Below are 24,013 nucleotides of genomic sequence, written 5' to 3' on the forward strand. Positions count from 1 at the left end.
GACGTACGGGGATCAGTGTCCCGCGTCCTGTCCGAGCCTCAGGTGGTGCAGGAGAAGCAGTGCGGCCGCCATGTTGGCGGCCGGGACCTCACCGCGGGCGACCATGTCGGGCACGAGCTTGAGGGGGACCCATTCCCTGCGGTCCGACTCGAAGTCGTCCACCGGGTGACCGACGTACTCGCCCTCGTCGGCCCAGTAGATGTGGTGCCGGGCGTCGGTGAGCCCGTTGGAGGGCTCGACGCTCATCAGATGGTGCAGCGGTCCCGGCCGCCATCCGGTCTCCTCCTCCAGTTCCCGGGCGGCCGCGTCGACGATGCCCTCGCCGTCCTCGACGACGCCGGCCGCCAGCTCCCACCCCCAGCTGTCGGTGATGAAGCGGTGCCGCCACAGCAGCAGCACCTCGTTGGCCTCGTTGACCACGGTGGCCACGGCGACGGGCCGCAGCCGTATGAGGAAGTGGTCCAGGTGCCGCCCGTCCGGCAACGCGACATCTGCGAGATTGACCCTGAACCAGCGGTTCGAATACACAGTTTGTTCGCTCTGTTTCGTCCACTGCACGGTTCTGCCACCTTCCGCCGAGTAAGTGGCAATATCGCAGCAGGAGCGTGGTGGCAGCAGGCGCACGGACGGTGCATGACCCGGCCGGGAGCGCGGTGTCAGAGCGGTACGCGCAGCGCCCCGTCGATGAGTTCGGCGGCCTCCGCGGTCCCCGCGCAGCTGTTTCGCACGAGATGTTCGCGTACCGCCCGCAGTCTGTCGCGCAGGCGCATGGACTCCATTCCGCGCGCCCGTTCGGCCATTTCCACGGCGGTCTCCGCCGCCTTGTCGGCGTTGCCCTGCCGTAGTTCGATCTGGCTGAGCATGGCGAGCCGGTGCACCCGGCCCCGGTCGTGCGCCGGGGTGTCGACAGCCGCCGCGGCGTGCTCCGCCGCCGCCGTCAGGTCGCCGAGGCTGAGCAGCGCCTCCGCCACCTGCACATTGACCAGGCCGGGTTGGACATAGCCGGTCTCGTCGGGTTCATGGCCGCGCCGGATGCGCTCGGCGGCCTGTTCCGCCCGCCGGATGCAGGACAGCGCGCTCGTACCGTCGCCGAGGTGCGCGTACGCCTTCGCCTGCATCGCGTAGAGATCCGCGGCGAGCGCCGGGGTGATGTGCTTGCCCGCGGCGCGCAGCGCGGCCTCGGCGAAGGCGACGGCCTGCCGGTACTCCCGCATGAACAGCGACTGGTTGACGAGCAGGGCGATCACATACGCCCCGAGCCCCCGGTCACCGCTGGCCTTGGCGAGCCGCAGCGCCTGGTGGAAGTAGCGCTGCGCGAGCCCGTGCGCGTCGGAGTCGTACGCGCAGATGCCGGCGACGGCCACCAGCCCGCCGGTGGCCCGGTGCAGTTGGCGGCCGGTGGCGTCGGTGTAGCTGCCGCGCAGCAGGGGCGCCGCTTCGGCGTTGAGGAATCCGACGATGCGGGTGCGCGTCGCTATGCCGCCCGCCTTGCGGTACATCTGCTCGTAGTGCGAACGGGCCGCGCGCAGCATCTCGATGTCGGCCATGCTGACGCGATGCCGTCCGCCGCGGGACACGTCGACGTCCTCCGGCGGGTTCTCCCACTCCCACACCGGCATCACGGCGGGGGTTCCGGTGACGGCGGGCGCGCCGAGGACATGGGGGCGCTGCTGTTCGTCGGAGCGCCACAGGGCGGTGGCGCGCTCCACGAACCCGGAGAGCCCGGCGCCGTGCTGGGAGGTCGGCTCGCCCGGCACGCCGAGACCGATGTCGTCGAGGGTGACCGTCCGGTGCAGCCGCCCGGCGAGCACCTCGCAGATCAGGTCGGGCACCTGGCCGCGCGGTCGCTGTCCCTTCAACCACCGGGCCACGGCGGTGTGTTCGTATCTCAGCGACAGGCCTCGCGCCCGCCCTGCCTGGTTGACGTGCGCGGCGAGTCCGGCGTGCGAGATACCGGCCTCGTCGAGGATCGCGTCGAGCAGGGTGTTGGGCTGCATGGGTGCCCTCCGGTGGCTCGGTGCCGGCGACTGGCAGCGTAGCGCCTCCCTCTTCACACGGGGTGTGAACGGTGTGCCCGAATTCAGCCTGTACGCGCGCTGTTGCGGAGAGTTTCGGGCCGCTTGACTGGAATGCCTCGCAAGAGGCCGACTGGGCCACCGGCTCCCCCTCGTACAGCGCGGTGGCCCTGTCGCGAGGACGGGACAGCCCTCAGGGCCCGGGGGCGACGGGCGGTGTGTCGGCTGCCGGCCCGTGGGGGCCGATCGTGCAGTTCCCCGCGCTTCGGACTGCGGCGGCGGCCCTGATGAGCCGGTCGTTGCGGATGATCAGTATTGCGATGTCGTCCTTGGGCCTTCCCCCGGTGTGGCGCAGGAGTCGGGCGAAGACGGCACGCAGCACGGAGTGGGGCGAGAGGGGGCGGCCCCGGACGGCCCCCGCCAGGGCGGCGGGCAGCGGGAAGAAGCGGCCGTGGCCGTCCCTGGCGTCCTCGACCCCGTCCGTGTACAGGAAGAGGGCCTCTCCGGGGAGGAGCCTGCCGCACGGGGTGGGTGGCAGTTCCGCGGGCAGCGGGAACACACCCAGCGGGGGCAACGGGTCGGCGCGGTCCATGAGTTCCACCCGGCCGGCGCTCAGCAGATACGGCCAGGGGTGGCCGCAGTTGAGGGCGCGGACCTCACCGTCGGAGGCGATCTCCAGCAGGAGGACGGTCACGAACTCCTCGGTGTCCTCGATCCGGGCCCGGTCCCGCAGATGCCGGGCGAGGGCGCGGTCGAGACGGGCGAGGACACCGGCGAGTTCTGCCTCGTCGTGGACGGCCTCGCGGAAGCTGCCCAGCACGGCGGCGACGGTGCCGATGGCGGAGACGCCGTGGCCGCGCACATCGCCGATCACGACCCGTACGCCGTGCTCGGTGGCGATCACTTCGTAGAGGTCTCCGCCGACGCTCGCGCCCCGGTCGGCGGAGAGCTGTACGGCGGCGGTGGCCAGTCCGTCGATACGGGCGGGCAGCGGTCGCAGCAGCGCACTCTGCGCGGCACCGGCGACCCGGCGCGCCTGCCGCATCTCCCGCAGCACCGCCTGTCTGACCTGCAGTACCAGCCCGGCGCCCACCGCGAGGAACGCGGCGCCGCCGGCGAGCCTGGCCCCGAGCCCGTTGTTCCGCGCCACCGGGCAGGCCCATCTGTAGGTGATCGCTGTCGCGCCCCACACCGCCGGCAACCCCAATGCCAGGGCCCGTCGGACAGACCGCCGGTCGGACGGGCGGCGCCTTTGGACCCATGCCCGCGGAGGCGCCCCTGTCCTGATTCGAATCATGCCGTTGGCCCCCCATCAGGCCCTGACAGCGGTACGGCCCAGAGAGGCCGGTCCGATTCTGTCGACCGGATGCCCTGTTCGGGCCCAATCGCCCGAAGTTCTCACTCGAATGAGTGAGGCGGAGGCCATGGGGAGGGTGAGGGCCGAGTCTGCACGAGGGACGAGGCCGTAAAAGGTGTGCGGGGAGCTGCGGGACGCGCCACGGACATCCCGCAGCCGTCGGAAAACCGCAGCTCCCCGCCCCCTTCAGGCGCTCTAACTCCGCAGGACCGCCCCCGTGCGCTCGCCCGCGAGGGCGACCGCCGCGTCCCGCGCCGCGGACGCCTCGTCCACGGTCAGCGTCCGGTCCCCGGCCCGGAAGCGGAGCGCGTACGCCAGCGACTTGCGCCCCTCGCCGAGCTGCTCCGCGTTCTCGTAGACGTCGAACAGTCGGATGCCCTCCAGCAGTTCACCGGCACCCTCACGCAGCGCGGCCTCGACCTCGGTGTGCGGCACGAACTCGTCGACGACGAGCGCGACGTCCTGCGTGGCGACCGGGAACGAGGAGATGCTCGGCGCCTGCGGGGTGTCGTCCCCGACCCGCTCCAGCACATCCAGGTCCAGCTCGGCCGCGCAGGTGCGCGCGGGCAGCCCCAGGGCCTTCACCACACGCGGGTGCAGCTCACCGGCGTGGCCCACGACGCGCTCGGCGCCGTCGACGACGACCACGAACTCGGCGCAGCGGCCCGGGTGCCAGGGCCCGTACTGGCCCTTGCGGACGATCAGCTCCGCGCCGGCCTCACGGGCGACCGTGCGCCCCGCCTCGACCGCGTCGGCCCAGTCGGCCGGACGGCCCTTGCCCCACCAGCCGGCCTGCTCGCGGGCCCCGGCCAGGACGACGGCGACATGGCGCGGCTGCTCGGGCAGCGCGGCGTCCAGCGTCGCGATCTCCTCGTCGGTGGGCCGGCGGTCGACCGGCAGCGCGACGGCGACGCCCCGCTCGGCGCGCGGCTGGAAGACCAGCCCGGTCTCGAAGAGAGCCAGGTCGTGCGAGCCCCGGCCGTCGTTGCGCCGCAGCGCGCCGAGCAGGCCCGGGAGCAGCGACGTGCGGAGCGCGGGCTCCTCGTCGCTCAGCGGGTTGGTGAGCCGGACGACACGGCGGGCCGGGTCGTCGGCGTCCAGCCCGAGCTGGTCGAAGACCTGCTCGCTGATGAACGGGTAGGTGGGCGCCTCGACGTACCCGGCGCCGGCGAGCGCCCGGCCGACCCGGCGGTGCAGCCGCTGCCGGTGGGTGAGGCCGCGGCCGGACGGGGGCTTGGGCAGCGTGGAGGGCAGGTTCTCGTAGCCCTCCAGGCGGATGACCTCCTCCGCCAGGTCGTTGATGTCGGCGAGGTCGGGCCGCCACGACGGCACGGTGACGATCAGCTCGTCCTGGCCGTAGACGTCGCAGCCGACCTCCTGGAGGCGGCGTACGACGGTCTCGCGGCCGTAGACGACACCCGCGACCTTGTCGGGGTGGTCCGCCGGGACCGCGATGGTGTGCGGCGCGGACGGGGCGATGACCTCGGTGACGCCCGCGTCGGCCGTGCCGCCGGCGAGGAGCACCAGCAGGTCGACGGTGCGCTGGGCGGCGGCGGACGCGGCAAGCGGGTCGACGCCGCGCTCGAAGCGGCGGGACGCCTCCGACGACAGCTTGTGCCGGCGGGCCGTGCGGGCGATGGTGACCTGGTCGAAGTGGGCGGCCTCGATGACGACCTCGGTGGAGGCGTTCTCCAGATCGTCGTGGTCGGCGATCTCGGTGTCGGCGCCGCCCATGACGCCCGCGAGGCCGATGGGGCCGCGGTCGTCGGTGATGACGAGGTCCTCGGCGTGCAGCTTCCGGGTGACGCCGTCGAGGGTGACGATCTTCTCGCCCTCGGCGGCCCGGCGGACGCCGATGGTGCCCTGGACCAGGTTGCGGTCGTAGGCGTGCAGCGGCTGGCCCAGCTCCATCATCACGTAGTTGGTGATGTCGACGGCGAGGGAGATCGGGCGCATGCCGACCTTCTGGAGCCGGCGCTTGAGCCAGATCGGGGAGCGCGCCTCGGGGTCGAGACCGGTGACGGTGCGGGCCGTGAAGCGGTCGCAGCCGAGCGGGTCGGAGACCTGGACGGGGTGACCGAAGGCGTTCGGGCCGGGCACGTCGAGGAGCGCCGGGTCGCGCAGCGGCAGACCGTAGGCGATGGCGGTCTCGCGGGCGACGCCGCGGATCGACAGGCAGTCGCCGCGGTTGGCGGTGACGGCGATGTCGAGGACCTCGTCGACCAGCTCCAGCAGCTCGATCGCGTCCTTGCCGACCTCGGTCTCCGGCGGCAGCACGATGATGCCCTTGGTGCCGTCGTCGCCCATGCCCAGCTCGTCGCTGGAGCAGATCATGCCGTGGGACGTCTTGCCGTACGTCTTGCGGGCGGAGATCGCGAAGCCGCCGGGCAGCACGGCACCCGGGAGGACCACGACGACCTTGTCGCCGACGGCGAAGTTGCGGGCGCCGCAGACGATCTCCTGGGGCTCGCCGGTGCCGTTGGCGGTGCCGACGTCGACGGTGCAGAAGCGGATCGGCTTCTTGAAGCCCTCCAGCTCCTCGATGGTCAGCACCTGGCCCACGACGAGGGGGCCCTTGAGGTCGGCTCCGAGCTGCTCGACGGTCTCGACCTCGAGACCGGCCGACACGAGCCTGGCCTGGACGTCACGGCCGGTTTCGGTCGCCGGCAGGTCGACGTACTCCCGCAGCCAGGAAAGCGGGACCCGCATCAGATCTCCATCCCGAACGGCCGGGTGAACCGGACGTCACCCTCGACCATGTCTCGCATGTCTTCGACGTTGTGGCGGAACATCAGCATCCGCTCGATGCCGAACCCGAAGGCGAAGCCGCTGTACTTCTCCGGGTCGACACCGCAGGCGGTGAGCACCTTGGGGTTGACCATGCCGCAGCCGCCGAGCTCGATCCAGCCCTCGCTGGAGCAGGTGCGGCAGGGCCGGTCGGGGTTGCCGACGGACTCGCCGCGGCAGACGTAGCACACCATGTCCATCTCGGCGGACGGCTCGGTGAACGGGAAGAAGTTGGGCCGCAGCCGGGTCTTCATGCCCTCGCCGAACAGCGACTGGACCATGTGGTCGAGCGTGCCCTTGAGGTCGGCCATGGTCAGGCCCTCGTCCACGGCGAGCAGCTCCACCTGGTGGAAGACCGGGGTGTGCGTGGCGTCCAGCTCGTCGGTGCGGTACACGCGGCCGGGGCAGATCACGTACACCGGCAGCTCGCGCTCGAGCAGGGAGCGGATCTGGACGGGCGAGGTGTGGGTGCGCAGCACGACACCGGATTCGGTGCCGCCGTCGGGCCCCTGCACGAAGAAGGTGTCGGCCTCGCCGCGGGCCGGGTGGTCCGGGCCGATGTTGAGGGCGTCGAAGTTGAACCACTCGGCCTCGACCTGGGGGCCCTCGGCGACCTCGTAGCCCATGGCGACGAACACGTCCTCGATGCGCTCCGAGAGCGTGGTGAGCGGGTGACGTGCGCCGGCCGGTACGCGGTCGTAGGGCAGCGTGACGTCCACGGCCTCCTCGACCAGGACGCGCGCGTCGCGCTCGGCCTCGAGTTCGGCCTGGCGGGCGGCGAGGCCCTTGTTCACGGCGCCGCGGGCCTGGCCGACGAGCTTTCCGGCGGCGGCCTTGGCGTGCGGGGGCAGGGCGCCGATCTCGCGGTTGGCGAGCGCCAGCGGGGAGGTGCCGCCGGTGTGGGCGACCTTGGCCTCCTGGAGCGCGTCGAGGGAGTCCGCGGCGGCGAAGGCGGCGAGCGCCTCGTCCCGCATGCGCTCGATCTCTTCCGGTTTCAACGCCTCGACCTCTACAGGGTCGTACGACTTATTCGGTGCCGACATCTCTTCCCGTGCTTCCGATTGGCTGGCTGAAGGTCCCCGTCACACCGACTCGTGGACGAATCGTCTCCGCTAGTGGGACGCAAAGGTGCCAAAGGCCGAGTCTAACGGGGTTGAGGTGTGCGAACGTGCCCGTGGGCGGCCAGGGCCCTTCTGACGACCCTAGGCCAGATAGGCCGGGGCCCCCACGGGCAAGGTAAATCGGAACTCGGCGCCGCCGCTCTGGGCGCGTCCGACCGTGATGGTGCCGCCGTGAGCTTCGACGATGCCCTTGACGATGTAGAGCCCGAGGCCGGTGCCACCGCGCTTGCTGCCCCTCCAGAAGCGGGTGAAGACGCGGTTCATGGACTCCTCCGGGATACCGGTGCCCTCGTCGCTCACCGTGACCGACGTACCGGTGTCCTCCCCTTCGCGGGGGGACGCCGTGGGCGTGACGTCAATCGTGACGGTTCCCTCGCCGTGCCGCACGGCATTTTCCAGCAGGTTGCTGAGCACCTGGTCGATCTTGTCGGGGTCGGCCCACAGGCCGGGCAGCGGCTGCTCGATCCTGAGCAGGAACCGGTCGGCGGGCTGTCCCGCCGCGACGTATGCCTGGATGTGCCGTCCGACGGCCGCACCCATGTCGACGGGCTGCCTGCGCACCTCCAGCCGCCCGGAGTCGATCCGGGAGATGTCGAGCAGCTCGGCGATCAGCCGGGTGACCCGGTTGGCGTCGGCGTCGACGGTCTCCAGCATCAGCTTCTTCTGGTCGTCCGTGAACCGCTCCCATTTGGCGAGCAGGGTCGCCGTGAATCCCTTGACCGAGGTGAGCGGCGAGCGGAGTTCGTGGGCGACGGTGGCGATCAGCTCGGCGTGGCTGCGCTCGGTGCGGCGGCGGGCCTCGGTGTCGCGAAGGGAGACGACGACGCGACGGACGGGCCCGGTGGGTTCCGTACGGATGTAACGGGCCGATACGAGGACCTCGCGGGCGCCGGGCAGCAGCAGGTTCCGCTCGGGCTGGCCGACGCGGATCGCGAGGCCCCCGTACGGGTCGGTCAGCTGCCACCAGCGGCGGCCTTCGAGATCCTCCAGGGGCAGCGCCCGCTCGAGGGGCAGACCGAGGGCGTCGTCGGCGGGGATGGCGGTGATCCGGGCGGCGGCGGCGTTGAAGCAGATCACGCGGCCCTGGTCGTCCGCGACGACGAGCCCGTCGGGGAGGTCGTCGGGGTCGATGCCGAGTCCGGCGATCTCGGCGTGCGGCGCCGCGGGTGTGGCGCGCACACCGGGTCCCCCCAGTGTGCTGCTCGTGCCGACCCTCATCCCCGTACCCCACCTCTCCGTTGTGCAGTGGGCCCCCGAGCCCGTCACCCTACTAGCTGGGAGTGACGGTGCGGCACCCTCCGAAGGCGCGCTGCGCACGGGCGGACGCGTAGAGACATACGGCGGCGGCGGTCGCGAGGTTCAGGCTCTCCGCCTTTCCGTGGATGGGGACCCGCACGACGGCGTCGGCGAGCGCCCGGGTCTCCTCGGGAAGGCCCCATGCCTCGTTGCCGAACACCCACGCCGTGGGCCCGCCCATGGTGCCCTTGTCCAGTTCGTCGTCGAGGTCGTCCTGCCCGGCGCCGTCCGCGGCGAGGATGCGTACGCCGGCGTTCCTGAGCCCCGCGACGGCCTGCTCGACGGGCACGCCGACGGCGACGGGCAGATGGAACAGCGATCCGACGGAGGCCCGGACGGCCTTGGGGTTGTAGAGGTCGACGGAGGCGTCGGTGAGGACGACCGCCTCGGCGCCGGCGGCGTCCGCGCACCGCAGGACGGTGCCGGCGTTGCCGGGGTCGCGGACGTGGGCGAGTACGGCGACGAGCCTGGGCCGGGCGGCGAGGATCTCCTCGAACGGCGTGTCCAGGAAGCGGCAGATGCCCACGAGTCCCTGTGGGGTGACGGTCGTGGAGATGTCGGCGATGACGGTCTCGTCGGCGAGGTGCACGCGGGCGCCCGCGGCGCGGGCCTCGCCCACGATGTCGGCGTACCGCTCCGCGGCGTCGACCGTCGCGAACAGTTCGACGAGGGTGGGCGTGCCGTCCGCCGGTGCCCGGTGTGCCGCGGCCTCCCGTACCGCCTGCGGGCCCTCCGCGAGGAACAGGCGGTCCTTGCCCCGGAAGTTCCGCCTGGTGAGCCGTCGAGCGGCGGAGACCCGGGCGGAACGGGGGGAGATCAACTCGGGGGCGGGGGGCATGGATCACCTTCGGGTCGGGCGGGGGTGTGGGTTTGGGGGCGGCGCCTGAGAGCTCGGGGGTACGCATCTGGTCGGCGTGTGCGGGTGGGTGGGGTTGTTCGCGCAGTTCCCCGCGCCCCTGAAGGGTTGGGCCTGCGGCCCGCCCTTCACATGAAAAGCACGGGGCGCAGCCCCGGGCGCATTTCAGGGGCGCGGGGAACTGCGCGAACAACCCCCACCCACCCGCAGTCGCCCGAGAGCAGCGGCCCCCGAGTTGTTGGGCGAAACAAACACCGGACCCGCAGGCCTCGAAGGGCCCACGGGTCCGGGGTTCACGTCGACGTCCGGCTCAAGGCCAGCGCAGCGTCACGCGGCCTTCGGCGCGTTGACGTCCGCCGGCAGCGCCTTCTGCGCGACCTCGACCAGCGCGGCGAACGCGGTGGCGTCGTTGACGGCGAGCTCGGCGAGGATCTTGCGGTCGACCTCGACGTTCGCGGCCTTCAGACCCTGGATGAAGCGGTTGTACGTGATGCCGTTGGCGCGGGCAGCGGCGTTGATGCGCTGGATCCACAGCTGACGGAAGTCGCCCTTGCGCTTCTTGCGGTCGTTGTAGTTGTAGACCAGCGAGTGGGTGACCTGCTCCTTGGCCTTGCGGTAGAGGCGCGAACGCTGACCGCGGTAGCCGGAGGCCTGCTCGAGGATCGCCCGGCGCTTCTTGTGGGCGTTGACTGCCCGCTTGACGCGTGCCACTTTTTAACTCCTTGTAGCGGGGCCGTGGTTGTCCTCACACGACCCGAAATCGATTGGGTCCCGGTCCTGACGTACGGCGCGAAGTGATCGACGGACGATCAGCGCCGCTTCGTCACTTGCCGAGAAGCTTCTTGATCTTCGCGGCGTCGCCCGGGGCCATCTCGGCGTTGCCGGTGAGGCGACGCGTCACGCGGGACGACTTGTGCTCGAGCAGGTGGCGCTTGCCGGCGCGCTCACGGAGCACCTTGCCGGAGCCGGTGACCTTGAAGCGCTTGCTGGCACCGCTGTGCGACTTGTTCTTCGGCATAGCGCCGTTCTCTCCTCGTCAGTGGCGCTCCGGTGCCCGGTCGCTAAACCGGGCACAACGGAACGTCATTTCTATCGGTTGACACCCCGGACTCGTGTCCAGGGCTTCCCCCGGACTCTCGTCCCGGGGACTTACGCCTCGGCAGGCTCCTCGGCCGGCGCCTCGACCTCGACGTGCTCGGCGTCGGCGGCGTTCTGCGACTTGCCAGGGTTGGCCTTCGCTTCCGCCTTCCGCGCTTCCTGAGCCTGACGGGCCTCGGCCATCGCCTCGGTCTTCTTCTTGTGCGGACCGAGAACCATGATCATGTTTCGGCCGTCCTGCTTCGGGTTCGACTCGACGAACCCGAGGTCCTGGACGTCCTCCGCGAGACGCTGCAGCAGTCGGTAGCCCAGCTCGGGCCGGGACTGCTCGCGACCACGGAACATGATCGTGATCTTGACCTTGTCGCCCTGCTTGAGGAACCGGACGACGTGACCCTTCTTGGTGTCATAGTCGTGCGGGTCGATCTTCGGCCGGAGCTTCATCTCCTTGATGACCGTGTGCGCCTGGTTCTTGCGCGCCTCACGGGCCTTCATGGCCGACTCGTACTTGAACTTCCCGTAGTCCATGAGCTTGCAGACCGGCGGACGTGCGTTCGCGGCCACCTCGACCAGGTCGAGGTCGTACTCCTGCGCAAGCTCCAGGGCCTTGGCAAGCGGAACAATCCCGACCTGCTCGCCGCTGGGACCGACAAGTCGCACCTCGGGAACGCGAATCCGGTCGTTGATGCGGGGCTCGGCGCTGATGGATCCTCCTCGGTAGCACCCCACGACGGTCTGGCGGACCGCCGCGTCATGTCTGGTTGACATAAGGACCAACCATCACGGCGCATGAAAAATGCCCCGGACGGGACACAGGCGGGGCTCCAATGACTGCCGGAGCACCGCCGCGGTGACCGCGGGGCGCGATTCGGACGACTCCACCGTCCGTACGGAACGGTGGTGGCCGTCTGACCGGTGACCTGCCGTCCCGGAGGATGGCCAGGTGGGAGTTCGGAGCCTCCACTTGCGGGCCGGGCACACAGATGTCCAGCCGGTCGTAGACCCCACCATAGCGGGTTCAAACCTGGGGTGCCAATCGGGGCGCAGCGGACTCCCCCAGGTGGGAGCGTATGCGCCGGGGCCTATCGTGTGAGGCATGAGTGACACCCCTCCTGAGTCCCCCGAGTCCCCCGACTTCGACTCGATGACCCGTGACATCGCCGAGGTCCCCGCGGTCGAGGTGATCGTGACGGTCGCCGTCAATCTGATGAGCGCCGCCGCGGTGAAGCTCGGTCTGACCGAGGAGGGCGACAAGTACAAGGACCTGGACGAGGCCCGCAAGCTGGTGCACGCCCTCGCGGGCCTGCTCGACGCGTCCACCACGGAGATCAGCTCGTTCCACGCGGCGCCGCTGCGCGACGGGTTGAAGTCGCTGCAGCTGGCGTTCCGCGAGGCATCGGTCGTCCCCGACGACCCGGGCCAGGGTCCGGGCGAGAAGTACACCGGCCCGGTCTACGGCTGAGCTAACCCTTCACGTACAGGGGCTCGCCCGGAGGCGTCGTCCCGGCCGGCAGAAGTGCCAGGTCGAGGCCGCGCACCAGGCGGGCCCTCAGTGTTTCGTCGGCCGCGAGCCGCGAGGCGACCGCTCGGGCGGCCTCGGCCGGGACGGCGGCGGGGTCGAGGACCAGGGCGAGGGTGCCGTCGGCCTGTCCGGGCCCGAGGTGGGCGCGGAGCACGGAGGACTCGGCGGCCACCGCCGCGCGCACCGCGTCGATCACCGCGGGGTCGGCGAGCGGGTCGGCCGTCGTACGCCCCTCGGCGAGCGCGAGGAGCGCGGACCCCGTCAGCTCGAACGGCACGGGCCCCGCCAGGTCCAGGACGAGCGTGTCGGCCTTCTCGTGGGCGACGGCCTGGAGGGCCTGGTGCGTCGGTACGGCGACGGGGCGGGCGGCGGGGTCCCAGCGGACGAGGGAGTCGGTGGAGGTGAAGGCGGGCAGGGCGGTGCGGCCGCCGGCCTTCAGGGTGGGCACGGCCATGTCGCTGGTCTTCTCGCGGCGCAGCCCGTTCTCGTCCTCCTCGACCTCACCGAGCACGGCCACCACGGGGACGAGCAGCCGGGCGCCCTTCAGCGCTTCGAGGACCGGCCCCACGGCGGTGCGGTCCTCCGCCCAGGCGGCGAGCGCGGCGCTCAGCCGGGGGTCGGCCGAGCCGTCGTCGTCGGAGTAGCCGGGGTCGGGAATGTTCTTGTTCGCCACGGTCACCGACCCTATCGGGGGCGGTCTCCCGGGCGTTCGCCGGGCCGGAAACGTGACGGTCACACCCCTCACGGTTTTCTCAGCTCGTCCTGACATGCATCTAACACGGGCCTAACCCACCGCACAGCACGGGCCACAACCATCGCGGCATGCCTCCTCGCAGAGCCCGTCGCCGTGCCCGTCCGGCCGTTCGTCTCCCGCTCCTCCGCGCGGCGGCGCCTGCCGTCGCCGTCCTCGTGTGCGGCACGGCCGCCGCCGGGGCGCTGTACGTGACGGCCCGGGCACAGGACGGCGGGGGCGGGGCCGTATCGTCGGCGGCGTCATCCTCGGTGTCGCCCTCGGCCTCATCGTCGGCGGCGTCATCCTCGGTGTCGCCCTCGGCCTCCGCTTCCGCAGCGCCGGGTGCGGACCGGGTCACGGAGGAGGCTTCGGTGGATCGTGTGGCGGCGCCCGAGGCGGAGCACGACGCGCTGCTCGCGACGGCCCTCGCACAAGTGCCGGTCGAGGACGGGGCGGCGTTCTCGGTGGCGGTGCTGGACGTGGAGTCCGGGCAGAGCGCGCTGTACGGGGAGGCGCGGTTCGAGACCGCGAGCATCGTGAAGGTGGACATCCTGGCCGCGCTGCTGCTCCGGGCGCAGGACGCGGACCGGCGGCTCACGGCGCAGGAGAAGGCGTACGCCTCCACGATGATCCGCGACAGCGACAACACCGCCGCGACGGAGCTGTGGAGGACCATCGGCCGGGCGGCCGGTCTGGACGCGGCGAACAAGCGGTTCGGTATGACGCGGACCGAGGGGGGCGACGGACTGTACTGGGGACTGACGCGGACGACGGCGGCCGATCAGCTCGCCCTGCTCCGTCAGGTGTTCGGGGACGACGACGAGTCCGAGCTGAGCGACGCCTCGCGGGCGTATGTGCGGGGGCTGATGGAGCAGATCGCGGTGGGCCAGGACTGGGGTGTGTCGGCGGCCGTACCGGACGGCTCCGGCGGTTCGGGGTTCGCGTTGAAGAACGGGTGGCTGCCGCGTACCGCAACCGGGCTGTGGGTCATCAACAGCATCGGCCGGGTCACGGTGGACGGGCGGGACTGTCTGGTCGCGGTGGTGTCGAACGGCAACACGACGAAGGCGAAGGGCATCGCGCTGGTCGAGGCGGCGGCCCGGGCGGGGGTGTCGGTGTTCGCGGGCGAGGCGGACGAAGGGGGCAGGGTGGACACGGAAGGCGCTTCGCCGACGGTGGGCGCGGCCTCGTCGTCATAGGGGCGATCGGCCACCTCGCGGCGGACGGGAGCGGTCATCGCGGTGATCGGTGCCTCTGTCCCGGGCGGTCAGATGAGGAACTCGTCCGGTCGCCGGCGGTCACCGCGCCAGATGACGACCGCGGTGATGAGCAGGATCACGCCGATGCCGCCGGCGGCGGGGGCTGCCCACCCGAAGCCGGTGTCCTCGTCCTTCACGGGGTCGGGGCCGGGGCCGAAGTACTTACGGCCGTACGACGCGGACGCGAGGTCGTCGGTCCTGAGGTTGCCGCCCTCCCGGATGGCGGCGGCCGGGTCGACGAAGCCGAAGCCGCGGGAGTCGTCGCGGCCGCCGACGGGGGCGTCGCGGGCGGTGTCCTCCAGGAGCCGTTTCACCTGGGCCGGCGTCAGACCGGGGTGGGCCGCCTTGACGAGGGCGGCGGCTCCGGAGACGAAGGCCGCGGCGGCACTGGTGCCCCAGCCCTCGTAGTACTTGCGGTCGGGGTCGGCGATGACGACGTCGACGCCGGGCGCGCTGACGGTGGCGTACCAGCGGCGGGTGGAGAACGGGGCGCGGTTGCCGTCCTCGTCCACGGCGGTCACCGCGATGACACCCGGGTAGGCCGCCGGGTACGAGATGTGGTCGCCCTTCTTGCCTCCGTTGCCCGCTGAGGCGACGACCACGGAGCCCTTCTTCAGGGCGTACTGGACGGCGGCGTCCTCGGAGGGCTCGGGGTGGGCGGACTCGGAGTCGTCGCCGAGGGAGAGGTTGATGACGTCGGCGCCCTGGTCGGCGGCCCAGCGGATGCCCTCGGCGAGGGCGTTGCCGCGGGTGCTGCGGGCCTTGGAGCGGGCGGAGTCGCCGTCTTCGAGGATGACGCGGACGGGCAGGATCCTCGCCTCGGGGGCGATGCCGAGGACGCCGTCGCCGTTGTTCGCGCCGTGTCCGTGGCCGGCGATGATGCCGGCCATGGCGGTGCCGTGCCGGGCCCAGGACCGGTCGCCCCGCCTGGCCCCGAAGCCGACCAGGTCCCTCGTGGGAAGGACGTTCCCGACGAGGTCGGGATGCTCGTCGTCCACGCCCGTGTCGAGGACCGCGACGGTGATCCCCTCCCCCTTGGTCGTGCGCCATGCCTCCTCGGTGTGCATGGCGTCGAGCGCCCACTGCTGGTCCCGGATGCCGTCGGCGTGGGCGGCGGTGGAGGGAAGGAGGGCCAGCGAGAAGGCCAGGGGGAGGGCCAGGAGTGCGGTGCGCCGGGGGCGGCCGGCCCGGACGCCCCCGGCCTCGGCGGTGCCCCCGGTTTCGCCGGCGCTCCCGGATCCGTCGATGTTCCCTGTCTCCTCGGCTGTCATGAGGGCTGCTCCGTGGCGGACGCGGCGGTTCTGCGGAGGCCGCGTTCGATGCGGTCGGCGAGGCCTTGGGCCTCGTGGCCGAGGCCCGCCTGGGCGGGGGCGGTGGTGGCGTCGGAGCGCATCGCGTCCTCGGCGGGCTGCGGTTCGGTGACGGTGCGGCCGTCGGCGAAGCCGGAGACCGCGTAGACGACGACGGGGACGTCGGTCAGGACGGAGATGGTCCAGGAGGCCCGCTGGTCGTCGCCGAAGCCGGCGGCGACGGTGCCCCGGGCGGCGTAGGTGCGGGGCATCAGGTCGGTCCGCCGGTCGAGGCCGTCCCGCGCGAAGTGGGCCTTCAGGGTGGCCATGTCGGTGGCGTCGCCCTTGGTGAACATCAGGCCGACGGTGGTGACGTTGCTGCGGGTCGCGTCGGTGTAGGTGGCACGCAGCAGCCGCAGGCAGCCGACGGGGGCGAGAGCCTTGCGCAGCAGGGGGTCGAAGGCGTCGGCGCAGCCGCTGTCGGGGGCGACGGCGACCCGGGTCCAGGTGCGGTCGGTGCCGCCGGGGCCGGCGCCCTCTCCCTGCACGGTGGGCGGGAACAGTTCGTCGACGGGTACGCCGTGCCAGAGGGCACCGGCCGCGGCGAAGCCGACGCGGGTGCCGTCCGGGCCCGTGTCGCCGGTGAGCCAGCTGCCCGCCGCCGCGCCGCCGACGAGCCCGACGCCCAGCACCACGCACGCGGCCACGGCCGCGGCACGGGCGCCGGTGGGGCGCGGTCTGCGCCGTACGTCGTCCGGCTCGGACGGGGTCCAGGACGAGGTGTCGGGCTCGGCGAACGACACGAACGGCCGCCCGGAGGCGACGCCGAGTGCCTCGTCGATGGCGTCGGCGGACCGCCGGGAAGATCCCGACGGCGGCTGCCACGCCCCCGGATGACCGGGGTCCCCGGGCCGCGACCGTCTCCCGGTCTCGGCCCCGCCTCCCTCGGACCGAGGGCCACGCCGCTCCTCTCCCGCAAGGGCCCCCGAGCCACCGGCCCCGGCCGGTACGGACCCACGAACCGTCGAGGCGGAGGGCGCCCCGTCGGGCCGGGGCGGAACACCGCCGGAGAACTGCCCGGGGACACGGGACGGGGTGCTGCGGGGGGGCTGTGCGGCTGGGCGGGGAGACGGGCCGACGGGCGGCCGGCCCTCGGGGCGGGGAGGGGAACCGTCGGCAGGTTGTCCGGCGGGACGGGACGGGGCACCCGCGGCCGGCTGACCTGCGGGGCGGGACGAGGCGCCACCGGGATGCTCTCCCGTGGCACGGGACGAGACGCCGCCGACCGACATCCCGGCAGGGCGGGACGAGGTGCCGCCAGGGTGCTGTCCCGTGTGGCGGGGCGAGGTGCCGCCGGCGGGCTGCCCGGCAGGGCGGGGCGGAGTACCGCCGAGATCCCCTGCCGTGGTACGCGAGGAGGTGCCTGCGGTGGGGCGGCCGACCGGGCGGGGCGGGGTGGTGTCGGCGGGCGGTTCGGGGGTGGTCGGCTCCGAGTTGGTGGAGCGTACGACGCGACGGGGCGTCGAGGTCGTGGGCCCCGCGGGCGGCCCGGTGGGGCGGGGCGCCGAGGAGGGCGGGGCGTCGGGGAAGCGGGCCGAGGCCGCGGGGGGCGGTGGGGTGGCACCGCTCTTCGCGGCGGTCCTTCGGAAGTCGGAGAAGCGGGGGCGGTCGGCGCGGCGCGGCGCGGGACCGTCGTCCGTTGCCGTGCCCTGCGAGGGCTGACGGCCGGACACCGGGCCGGAGCCCTGGGGACGTGAGGACATCGAGGTGCCCCGCTCGCCGGAACTCCTGTGCTGTCGTGTCGTGTTGGCGGCGTCGGTGCCGTACGCAGGGCGCTGCCCGTCCCCCGTGCCCCGTCGCTGGTCGCTCCGAGGCGCGCCCTGCGTCGCGGTCGGCGCCGAGGACGGGCGAGGTGGAGCGGTCGGCGCCGAGGACGGGCGAGGTGGAGCGGTCGGTGCGGAGGACGGGCGAGGTGGAGCGGTGGGCCGGGCGGGCACGCCTGTCAGGGGCGGTCGCTGGGGACGCCGTGGCACGGTCGGCGTTTCCCCGGTCGAGGGCGCCCGATCCGGCCGGGGCGGCGGAGCCGCCGAGGAACCGGGCGAGGGAAGCGACCCCGTGCCCGGCTCACCCCCACGCGGAGCAGGAGGCACCGAGCCGCCCGGCCACGCGGAGGGCGGCCTCCCGGAAGCGCCCCCGGGAGCCGGACGCGCCCCGGCCGCACCCCCCACAACCCGGCGCGCTCCGAACAGTCTCTTGTCCGTCCCAGGTGTCGAGGACGAGCCCTCTGCGCCGTCCGCACGCGTGTCAGAGGCGCTTGCGCCTGTGGGCCGTGGGCCGGAGCCACCTCCACGGAAGGGGCGTGCGCCCGGCGCCCCACCGGTGGTCGGGCGTGCGCCGGTGGCGCCGTCGCCGGGCGGACGTCCGCCTCGCGGGCCGTCGTCGGTGGGGCCGGAGTCGCGGCGGGGCGGCGGAGTGTCGATGGGGGGCACGGTGTTCTGGGGTGGGGTGCTCGGCGGTGTGGGGACGGGGGGCGTCGAGGGCCGCCTCGGTGGACGTGGGGGGATGGAGGCGCGACGCGCTTCCGTGCTCATGCACCCCCCGTTTCCTCGTGCCCGGGCCGACCCGGAGCGGTCCGGGTCCCGGTCACCCGTGGGGAGCGACCGGCACGCATGCGACGGGACCGTCCCTTGGGCAAGCGCCGCACCACAGGCCGACCGCACCCGTGGTCACACCACACGCAAGCCATACCCGTGGCAGCGGATCGGCATCCCCGTCGAGGTCGTCCCCTGCGTTCGCGTCACTCTACGGGTTGCCCGGGGTCGAGCGGGAACCAGTCGGCGGCACCGGGGCTTTAGCCCGGAACGTCCCCCTACCCTGCGGTAATCATGTCTGGCAGGCTTCGTTCATGACTGCGCGCGCCGCCGACCGGGCCCGCTACGACCGGGCCACCGCTCATCTCGACGCACCACTGGCGATCGTCGACCTCGACGCCTTCGACGCGAACGCCGACGACCTCGTCCGCAGGGCCGGCGGCAAGCCGATCCGCGTCGCGAGCAAGTCCGTTCGCTGCCGGGCGCTACTGGAGAGGGTCCTGGCCCGTGAGGGCTTCCGGGGCATCATGTCGTTCACCCTCGCCGAGTCCCTGTGGCTGGCCCGTTCCGGGTTCGACGACATCCTCCTCGCCTACCCCTCGGCCGACCAGGACGCCTTCGCGGAGCTGGCGGGCGACCCCAAGCTCGCCGCCGCCGTCACCGTGATGGTCGACGACCCCGCCCACCTCCAGCTGATCGAGAAGTCCCGGCGCGGCGGCACCGAAGTGGTGCGCGTCTGCCTGGAGTTGGACACGTCGCTGAAGCTCCTCGGGGGCCGGGTGCGCATCGGGGCGCGGCGTTCGCCGCTGCACTCCCCCGAGCAGGTCGCCGAGGTGGCGCGGGCCGTCGCCGAGCGGCCGGGGTTCAAGCTGGTCGGGATCATGGCGTACGAGGGTCATATCGCCGGTGTGGGCGACTCGGTGGCCGGGCGGCCCTTCCGTTCGCGTGCGGTGCGGCTGATGCAGGCCACCGCGAAGAAGGAGCTGGCCGCCCGCCGGGCCGAGGTGGTCCGTGCCGTACGGCGGGTCGCGCCGGACCTGGAGTTCGTCAACGGCGGCGGCACGGGCAGCGTGCAGCACACGGCGGCGGAGGACGCGGTGACCGAGATCGGCGCCGGCTCCGGGCTCTACGTGCCCCGGCTCTTCGACAACTACACGTCGTTCAGCGGGCGTCCGGCCGCGCTGTTCGCGATGCCCGTCGTCCGGCGGCCCGGGGTCGGCGTGGTCACCGTGCTCGGCGGCGGGTACCCGGCGTCCGGTGCCGCGGGACCGGACCGGCTGCCGGTGCCGTATCTGCCGGAAGGGTTGAAGTACGACCCGCAGGAGGGGCCGGGCGAGGTGCAGACGCCGCTGCTGGGCGCCCCCGCGGACGATCTGCTGCTCGGCGACAAGGTGTGGTTCCGGCACGCCAAGGCCGGGGAGCTGTGCGAACGCTTCGACGTGCTGCACCTGGTGGAGGGCGACGAGGTGACGGCGACGGTCCCGACGTACCGGGGCGAGGGCCACACCTTCCTGTAGAGCCCGCTTCGGGCGCCTGGGCCCAGGACGTCACGGGCCCAGGCTGCTGCCCACTCCTCCGCCCGTCCCCTCGTCGCCCACGGCTCGGATGCCCTTGACGATCCTGTCGATGTCGCCGACCGGCGGGCCGTCGCCCCCCGCGTCGAGGGCGAACCGGACGAGTACCGGCGCCTCGGAGCCGACGCTGGAGGGGAAGACGAGGGACTGGACGTACCCGCCGGGTCCGGCGTCGGTGGTGACGCGCCACCGCACGAAGTATCCGGCGCGACCCGCGACGGCGACCGAGCCGGAGGCGACGACCTCGTGGCCGGTGATGCCGTTGTACGGGCGCCGGTCCAGGTCGTCGCGCTCGTACGCGTCGTTCGCGGCGTCCTCGATGTCCTTCTCGGCGAGGACCTTGGGGGACGTCTCCTCGCTCTGGGTGACGGTGCGCGAGTAGACCCAGCCGCTGCGGCAGAGGCCGTCGTCACCGGGGCAGTCGTAGGTGCCGTCGGTGACGAGGACGGCGTCCTCGTCGGCGTCAGCGCCGTCGGTCCAGCCGTCGAGGACCGGGAAGGTGATGCCGTTCAGGTCGTCCACGACGACGGACACGTCACCGCCGGCCCCGGAGGGGGACGAGGAGGGGGCGGTGGGGGACGGGCTCTCGCCGCCGGACGACGGGGCGGTGGGGGCCGTCCGCGGCTCCCGGCCCCCGTCGCCGTCGCCGCCCAGGACGAGGATGCCGCCGGTGACCGCGCCGGCGACCAGCACGGCCCCGGTCACGGCCAGCGCCGTCACTTTGGTGCGCCCGAGGCCCTTGGGCGGCCGGGGCTGGACCGGCGGCGGGACGGGAGGCTGCTCCGGTTGACGCCGGTGGTCGGTCCACGCGGACCCGTCCCACCAGCGTTCGGTGAGCGGGTAGGACGGGTCGCGGTACCAGCCGGGCGGCGGCGAACTGCTCATCCCGGCACTTTAATCACACCTAGGAGGCGGGTGTTCCCGGCGCGGTGTTCCGGATGCCCTAGAGCGGGGTGACGTAGGCGCCCGAAATGCCGCCGTCGACCAGGAAGTCGGTGGCGTTCACGAAGGACGAGTCGTCGCTCGCGAGGAAGGCCACGGCGGCGGCGATCTCCTCGGCCTCCGCGAACCGCCCGAGCGGGATGTGCACGAGGCGGCGCGCGGCCCGCTCCGGGTCCTTGGCGAACAGCTCCTGCAGCAGCGGGGTGTTGACCGGGCCGGGGCACAGGGCGTTGACGCGGATGCCCTCCCGCGCGAACTGCACGCCCAGTTCGCGGGACATGGCGAGCACACCGCCCTTGGAGGCCGTGTACGAGATCTGTGAGGTCGCCGCGCCCATCCGGGCCACGAAGGAGGCGGTGTTGATGATGGAGCCCCTGCCCTGGCGCCGCATGTACGGGATGGCCGCCTTGCAGCACAGGTAGACGGAGGTGAGGTTGACCTCCTGGACCCGCTTCCAGGCCTCCAGGCCGGTCTCCAGGATGGAGTCGTCGTCGGGCGGGGAGATGCCCGCGTTGTTGAAGGCGATGTCGACGCTGCCGTAGGTGTCGTACGCGGTCTTGAACAGCGCCTCCACCTGCTCGGCGTCGGTGACGTCGACCTTCACGAAGGTCCCGCCGACCTCCTCGGCGGCGGCCTTCCCGCGTGCCTCGTCGACGTCGCCGCAGACGACGTGGGCGCCCTCGGAGGCGAGGCGGCGGGCGGCGGCGAGGCCGATGCCGCTGCCCGCGCCGGTGATGACGGCGGTGCGGCCGACGAGTCGGCGGCAGATGGTGTCCTGGGGCTGGGTCACTGTGCGGGGCCCTCCGTGCTGATGAAGACGTTCTTGGTTTCGGTGAAGGCGGTCAGGGCGTCCGGGCCGAGCTCCCGGCCGATGCCGGACTGCTTGAAGCCGCCGAAGGGGGTCCAGTAGCGGACGCTGGAGTGGGAGTTGACCGACAGGTTGCCCGCGCGGACGGCCTGCGAGACGCGCAGGGCGCGGCCGACGTCCCGGGTCCAGATGGAGCCGGACAGGCCGTACGGGGTGTCGTTGGCGAGGCGGATCGCGTCGGCCTCGTCGTCGAAGGGGAGGACCACGGCGACCGGGCCGAAGACCTCTTCGGCGGCCACGCGCGCGTGCGGCTCCACGCCGGTGAGGACGGTCGGCGGGAACCAGAAGCCGGGGCCCTCGGGGGCCTTGCCGCGGATGCCGGGCGCGTCCGGGTCGACGTAGGAGCGGACGCGGTCGAGCTGGACGGCGGAGATCAGCGGGCCCATCTGGGTGGCCTCGTCGGCCGGGTCGCCGACGCGGACCGACTCGATGCCGGGGGCGATGAGGTCGAGGAAGCGGTCGTGGACGGAGCGCTCGACGAGGATGCGGGTGCGGGCGCAGCAGTCCTGGCCGGAGTTGTCGAGGAACGACATGGGGGCGGCGGCCGCCGCGGCTTCGAGGTCGGAGTCGGCGAAGACGATGTTGGGGCTCTTGCCGCCGAGTTCGAGGGTGACGCGCTTGAGGAGCGCCGAGCCCCTGGCGAGCACCTGCTTGCCCACGGTCGTCGACCCGGTGAAGACGATCTTCGCGACGCCGGGGTGTTCGACGAGGGCGTCGCCCGCGACGGGGCCGTGTCCGGGCAGTACCTGGAAAAGCCCCTCGGGCAGCCCCGCCTCGCGTCCCAGCTCCGCGAGGCGCAGGGCGGTGAGCGGGGTGGTCTCGGCCGGCTTGAGGAGCACCGCGTTGCCCGCCGCGAGCGCGGGGGCGACGCCCCAGGCCGCGATGGGCATCGGGAAGTTCCAGGGGGCGATCACGCCGACCACGCCGAGGGGTTCGAGGATGGTGACGTCGAGGCCGCCGGAGACGGGGATCTGGCGTCCGGTGAGCCGTTCGACGCCGCCGGCCGCGTAGTCGAGCAGGTCCCGGACGTTGCCGGCCTCCCAGCGGGCGTTGCCGATGGTGTGCCCGGCCTCGCGGACCTCCAGGAGGGCCAGCTCCTCCAGGTGCTCGTCCACGGTGACGGCGAAGCGGCGCAGCAGCCGGGCCCGGTCGGCGGGGGCCAGCGCGGCCCACGCCCGCTGGGCCTTCGTCGCCCGGGAGACGGCCGCGTCGACGTCCGCCGGGGTGGCGGCGGGGACGGTGGCGACGACCTCCTCGGTGGCGGGGTTCAGCACCTGGAGCTGCTGCTCGTACTGCGGGGACTGTCCGGACAAGTAAGGGCCTTTCAGCGCGGGGCGGTTCACAGGCGTTCGAAGGAGCGGCGCAGCTCCCAGTCGGTGACGGCGGCGTCGAAGGCGGCCAGTTCGACGCGCGCCATGTTGAGGTAGTGGGCGACGACCTCGTCGCCGAAGGCGGCCTTGGCGATGGGGCTGTTCCCCCACAGCTCGGCGGCCTCGCGCAGCGTGGTCGGCACATGGGCGTACTCGGCGGTGTACGCGTTGCCCTCGCACACCTCCGGCAGCTCCAGCTTCTGCTCGATGCCGTACAGCCCGGCCGCGACGAGCCCGGCGACGGCGAGGTGCGGGTTGACGTCGCCGCCGGGGAGCCGGTTCTCGAACCGCATCGAGCGGCCGTGGCCGACGACCCGCAGCGCGCACGTCCGGTTGTCGTAGCCCCAGGCGACGGCGGTGGGGGCGAAGGAGCCCGGCTGGAACCGCTTGTAGGAGTTGATGTTGGGCGCGTAGAGCAGGGAGAAGTCGCGGAGCGCGGCGAGCTGCCCGGCCAGGAAGTACCGCATGACCTGGGACATCCCGTGACCGTCGGCCATCACATTGGTGCCGTCGGCGTCCGCGAGGGACAGGTGGATGTGGCAGGAGTTGCCCTCGCGCTCGTTGTACTTGGCCATGAAGGTGAGGGAGACACCCTCCTGGGAGGCGATCTCCTTGGCGCCGGTCTTGTAGATGGCGTGCTGGTCGCAGGTGACCAGGGCGTCGTCGTACTTGAAGGCGATCTCGTGCTGGCCGGGGTTGCACTCGCCCTTGGCGGACTCGACGGTCAGTCCGGCGCCCGCCATCTCGTTGCGGATCCTCCTGAGGAGGGGCTCGATACGGCCGGTGCCGAGGACCGAGTAGTCGATGTTGTACTGGTTGGCCGGGGTGAGGCCCTTGTAGCCGGCGTCCCAGGCCTGTTCGTAGGTGTCCTTGAAGACGATGAACTCCAGCTCGGTGCCGACGTTGGCGGTGTAGCCCAGTTCGGCGAGGCGTTCCAGCTGGCGGCGGAGGATCTGGCGGGGGGCGGCGACGACGGGTGAGCCGTCGTTCCAGGCGAGGTCGGCGATCAGCATGGCCGTGCCCTCGTTCCAGGGCACCCGGCGCAGGGTGGACAGGTCCGGGTGCATGGCGAAGTCGCCGTAGCCCCGGTCCCAGGAGGACATCGCGTAGCCGTCGACGGTGTTCATCTCGGTGTCGACGGCGAGCAGGTAGTTGCAGCCCTCGGTGCCGTGGGAGAGGACCTCGTCGAGGAAGAACCGGGCGGCGAACCTCTTGCCCTGGAGTCGCCCTTGCATGTCGGGGAAGGCCAGGACGACAGTGTCGATCTCACCGCCGGCGACGAGGGCGTGCAGTTCCTCGACGGAGAGCGGGGGTGTGCGGTCTGCCACGGGGTGG

General features: G+C 72.6%; 21 protein-coding genes. 4 read left to right on the forward strand and 17 right to left on the reverse strand.

Annotation, left to right across the window (positions count from 1 at the left end):
* Positions 1 to 12 precede the first annotated feature (12 nt).
* From ACZ43N_RS21955 to infC, 10 genes are all read right to left on the reverse strand, one after another.
* The gene (locus tag ACZ43N_RS21955) at positions 13 to 558 is read right to left on the reverse strand and encodes an NUDIX hydrolase (RefSeq protein ID WP_468099601.1); all 546 of its coding nucleotides are present in this window, start codon (positions 556 to 558) and stop codon (positions 13 to 15) included.
* Positions 559 to 656: 98 nt separating this feature from the next.
* Complete coding sequence (locus ACZ43N_RS21960; RefSeq protein ID WP_468099603.1) at positions 657 to 1,997, reverse strand: transcriptional regulator; 1,341 nt, start codon at positions 1,995 to 1,997, stop codon at positions 657 to 659.
* Positions 1,998 to 2,208: 211 nt separating this feature from the next.
* Positions 2,209 to 3,165, reverse strand: a complete 957-nt coding sequence (locus tag ACZ43N_RS21965; RefSeq protein ID WP_468099605.1) for a PP2C family protein-serine/threonine phosphatase — start codon at positions 3,163 to 3,165, stop codon at positions 2,209 to 2,211.
* Positions 3,166 to 3,567: 402 nt separating this feature from the next.
* Complete coding sequence (pheT, locus tag ACZ43N_RS21970) at positions 3,568 to 6,081, reverse strand: phenylalanine--tRNA ligase subunit beta (RefSeq protein WP_468099607.1); 2,514 nt, start codon at positions 6,079 to 6,081, stop codon at positions 3,568 to 3,570.
* Positions 6,081 to 7,202: a phenylalanine--tRNA ligase subunit alpha gene (gene pheS / locus ACZ43N_RS21975; protein ID WP_468099609.1), complete on the reverse strand. Its 1,122-nt coding sequence runs from the start codon at positions 7,200 to 7,202 to the stop codon at positions 6,081 to 6,083. The genes pheT and pheS overlap by 1 nt, the downstream gene beginning before the upstream one ends.
* A 159-nt stretch (positions 7,203 to 7,361) precedes the next feature.
* Positions 7,362 to 8,498 carry a sensor histidine kinase gene (locus tag ACZ43N_RS21980; protein WP_468099611.1) on the reverse strand — a complete coding sequence of 379 codons (1,137 nt, stop codon included), beginning with the start codon at positions 8,496 to 8,498 and terminating at the stop codon, positions 7,362 to 7,364.
* 52 nt (positions 8,499 to 8,550) lie between these two features.
* Positions 8,551 to 9,414, reverse strand: coding sequence for a TrmH family RNA methyltransferase (locus ACZ43N_RS21985; RefSeq protein WP_468099612.1), 864 nt, complete (start codon positions 9,412 to 9,414; stop codon positions 8,551 to 8,553).
* Between the two features lie 345 nt (positions 9,415 to 9,759).
* A complete protein-coding gene (rplT, locus tag ACZ43N_RS21990; RefSeq protein WP_004933571.1) occupies positions 9,760 to 10,143 on the reverse strand; it encodes a 50S ribosomal protein L20 in 384 nt (127 codons plus the stop codon).
* A 112-nt stretch (positions 10,144 to 10,255) separates the two neighbouring features.
* Positions 10,256 to 10,450 carry a 50S ribosomal protein L35 gene (rpmI, locus tag ACZ43N_RS21995; RefSeq protein WP_004933563.1) on the reverse strand — a complete coding sequence of 65 codons (195 nt, stop codon included), beginning with the start codon at positions 10,448 to 10,450 and terminating at the stop codon, positions 10,256 to 10,258.
* A gap of 131 nt (positions 10,451 to 10,581) precedes the next feature.
* Entirely contained in the window at positions 10,582 to 11,259 is a 678-nt protein-coding gene (infC, locus tag ACZ43N_RS22000) for a translation initiation factor IF-3 (RefSeq protein WP_079049634.1), read from the reverse strand.
* Between the two features lie 367 nt (positions 11,260 to 11,626).
* On the opposite strand from infC, the gene ACZ43N_RS22005 reads away from it, so the two are divergent.
* On the forward strand, positions 11,627 to 11,992 hold the full coding sequence (locus ACZ43N_RS22005) for a DUF1844 domain-containing protein (RefSeq protein WP_468099615.1): 366 nt from the start codon (positions 11,627 to 11,629) through the stop codon (positions 11,990 to 11,992).
* A gap of 1 nt (position 11,993) precedes the next feature.
* On the opposite strand, the gene ACZ43N_RS22010 is transcribed toward ACZ43N_RS22005, so the two are convergent.
* Positions 11,994 to 12,725: an SseB family protein gene (locus ACZ43N_RS22010; RefSeq protein ID WP_468099617.1), complete on the reverse strand. Its 732-nt coding sequence runs from the start codon at positions 12,723 to 12,725 to the stop codon at positions 11,994 to 11,996.
* A gap of 149 nt (positions 12,726 to 12,874) precedes the next feature.
* Here ACZ43N_RS22010 and ACZ43N_RS22015 point away from each other — a divergent pair, with 149 nt between their 5' ends.
* Complete coding sequence (locus ACZ43N_RS22015) at positions 12,875 to 13,984, forward strand: serine hydrolase (protein ID WP_468099619.1); 1,110 nt, start codon at positions 12,875 to 12,877, stop codon at positions 13,982 to 13,984.
* 68 nt (positions 13,985 to 14,052) lie between these two features.
* Here ACZ43N_RS22015 and mycP read toward each other — a convergent pair whose 3' ends face one another.
* On the reverse strand, positions 14,053 to 15,315 hold the full coding sequence (mycP, locus tag ACZ43N_RS22020) for a type VII secretion-associated serine protease mycosin (protein ID WP_468099621.1): 1,263 nt from the start codon (positions 15,313 to 15,315) through the stop codon (positions 14,053 to 14,055).
* A complete protein-coding gene (locus ACZ43N_RS22025; RefSeq protein WP_468099623.1) occupies positions 15,312 to 16,136 on the reverse strand; it encodes a hypothetical protein in 825 nt (274 codons plus the stop codon). The genes mycP and ACZ43N_RS22025 overlap by 4 nt, the downstream gene beginning before the upstream one ends.
* 625 nt (positions 16,137 to 16,761) lie before the next feature.
* On the opposite strand from ACZ43N_RS22025, the gene ACZ43N_RS22030 reads away from it, so the two are divergent.
* Positions 16,762 to 17,055 carry a hypothetical protein gene (locus ACZ43N_RS22030; protein WP_468099624.1) on the forward strand — a complete coding sequence of 98 codons (294 nt, stop codon included), beginning with the start codon at positions 16,762 to 16,764 and terminating at the stop codon, positions 17,053 to 17,055.
* A gap of 1,183 nt (positions 17,056 to 18,238) precedes the next feature.
* The gene (locus ACZ43N_RS22035; protein WP_468099626.1) at positions 18,239 to 19,441 is read left to right on the forward strand and encodes an amino acid deaminase/aldolase; all 1,203 of its coding nucleotides are present in this window, start codon (positions 18,239 to 18,241) and stop codon (positions 19,439 to 19,441) included.
* A gap of 30 nt (positions 19,442 to 19,471) precedes the next feature.
* On the opposite strand, the gene ACZ43N_RS22040 is transcribed toward ACZ43N_RS22035, so the two are convergent.
* From ACZ43N_RS22040 to ACZ43N_RS22055, 4 genes are read right to left on the reverse strand one after another with little or no spacing between them, the layout of a single operon-like run.
* Positions 19,472 to 20,383 carry a DUF2510 domain-containing protein gene (locus ACZ43N_RS22040; RefSeq protein ID WP_468099628.1) on the reverse strand — a complete coding sequence of 304 codons (912 nt, stop codon included), beginning with the start codon at positions 20,381 to 20,383 and terminating at the stop codon, positions 19,472 to 19,474.
* A gap of 58 nt (positions 20,384 to 20,441) precedes the next feature.
* Complete coding sequence (locus ACZ43N_RS22045; protein WP_468099630.1) at positions 20,442 to 21,230, reverse strand: 3-oxoacyl-ACP reductase; 789 nt, start codon at positions 21,228 to 21,230, stop codon at positions 20,442 to 20,444.
* Positions 21,227 to 22,621 (reverse strand): aldehyde dehydrogenase family protein, encoded by a 1,395-nt coding sequence (locus ACZ43N_RS22050; protein ID WP_468099632.1) that lies wholly within the window; start codon positions 22,619 to 22,621, stop codon positions 21,227 to 21,229. Before ACZ43N_RS22050 ends, ACZ43N_RS22045 begins: the two co-directional genes overlap by 4 nt.
* A gap of 26 nt (positions 22,622 to 22,647) precedes the next feature.
* Positions 22,648 to 24,006: a glutamine synthetase family protein gene (locus tag ACZ43N_RS22055; protein WP_468099634.1), complete on the reverse strand. Its 1,359-nt coding sequence runs from the start codon at positions 24,004 to 24,006 to the stop codon at positions 22,648 to 22,650.
* Positions 24,007 to 24,013 lie beyond the last annotated feature (7 nt).

This window comes from Streptomyces sp. NPDC030814 (genome assembly GCF_055572155.1).

Bases quoted from the DNA above. Each gene is read 5' to 3' on its own strand.
- ACZ43N_RS21960 (WP_468099603.1), bottom strand. From the start codon at position 1,997: ATGCAGCCCAACACCCTGCTCGACGCGATCCTCGACGAGGCCGGTATC.
- pheT (WP_468099607.1), bottom strand. From the start codon at position 6,081: ATGCGGGTCCCGCTTTCCTGGCTGCGGGAGTACGTCGACCTGCCGGCG.
- pheS (WP_468099609.1), bottom strand. From the start codon at position 7,202: ATGTCGGCACCGAATAAGTCGTACGACCCTGTAGAGGTCGAGGCGTTG.
- ACZ43N_RS21980 (WP_468099611.1), bottom strand. From the start codon at position 8,498: ATGAGGGTCGGCACGAGCAGCACACTGGGGGGACCCGGTGTGCGCGCC.
- ACZ43N_RS21985 (WP_468099612.1), bottom strand. From the start codon at position 9,414: ATGCCCCCCGCCCCCGAGTTGATCTCCCCCCGTTCCGCCCGGGTCTCC.
- rpmI (WP_004933563.1), bottom strand. From the start codon at position 10,450: ATGCCGAAGAACAAGTCGCACAGCGGTGCCAGCAAGCGCTTCAAGGTC.
- ACZ43N_RS22005 (WP_468099615.1), top strand. From the start codon at position 11,627: ATGAGTGACACCCCTCCTGAGTCCCCCGAGTCCCCCGACTTCGACTCG.
- ACZ43N_RS22015 (WP_468099619.1), top strand. From the start codon at position 12,875: ATGCCTCCTCGCAGAGCCCGTCGCCGTGCCCGTCCGGCCGTTCGTCTC.
- mycP (WP_468099621.1), bottom strand. From the start codon at position 15,315: ATGACAGCCGAGGAGACAGGGAACATCGACGGATCCGGGAGCGCCGGC.
- ACZ43N_RS22035 (WP_468099626.1), top strand. From the start codon at position 18,239: ATGACTGCGCGCGCCGCCGACCGGGCCCGCTACGACCGGGCCACCGCT.
- ACZ43N_RS22040 (WP_468099628.1), bottom strand. From the start codon at position 20,383: ATGAGCAGTTCGCCGCCGCCCGGCTGGTACCGCGACCCGTCCTACCCG.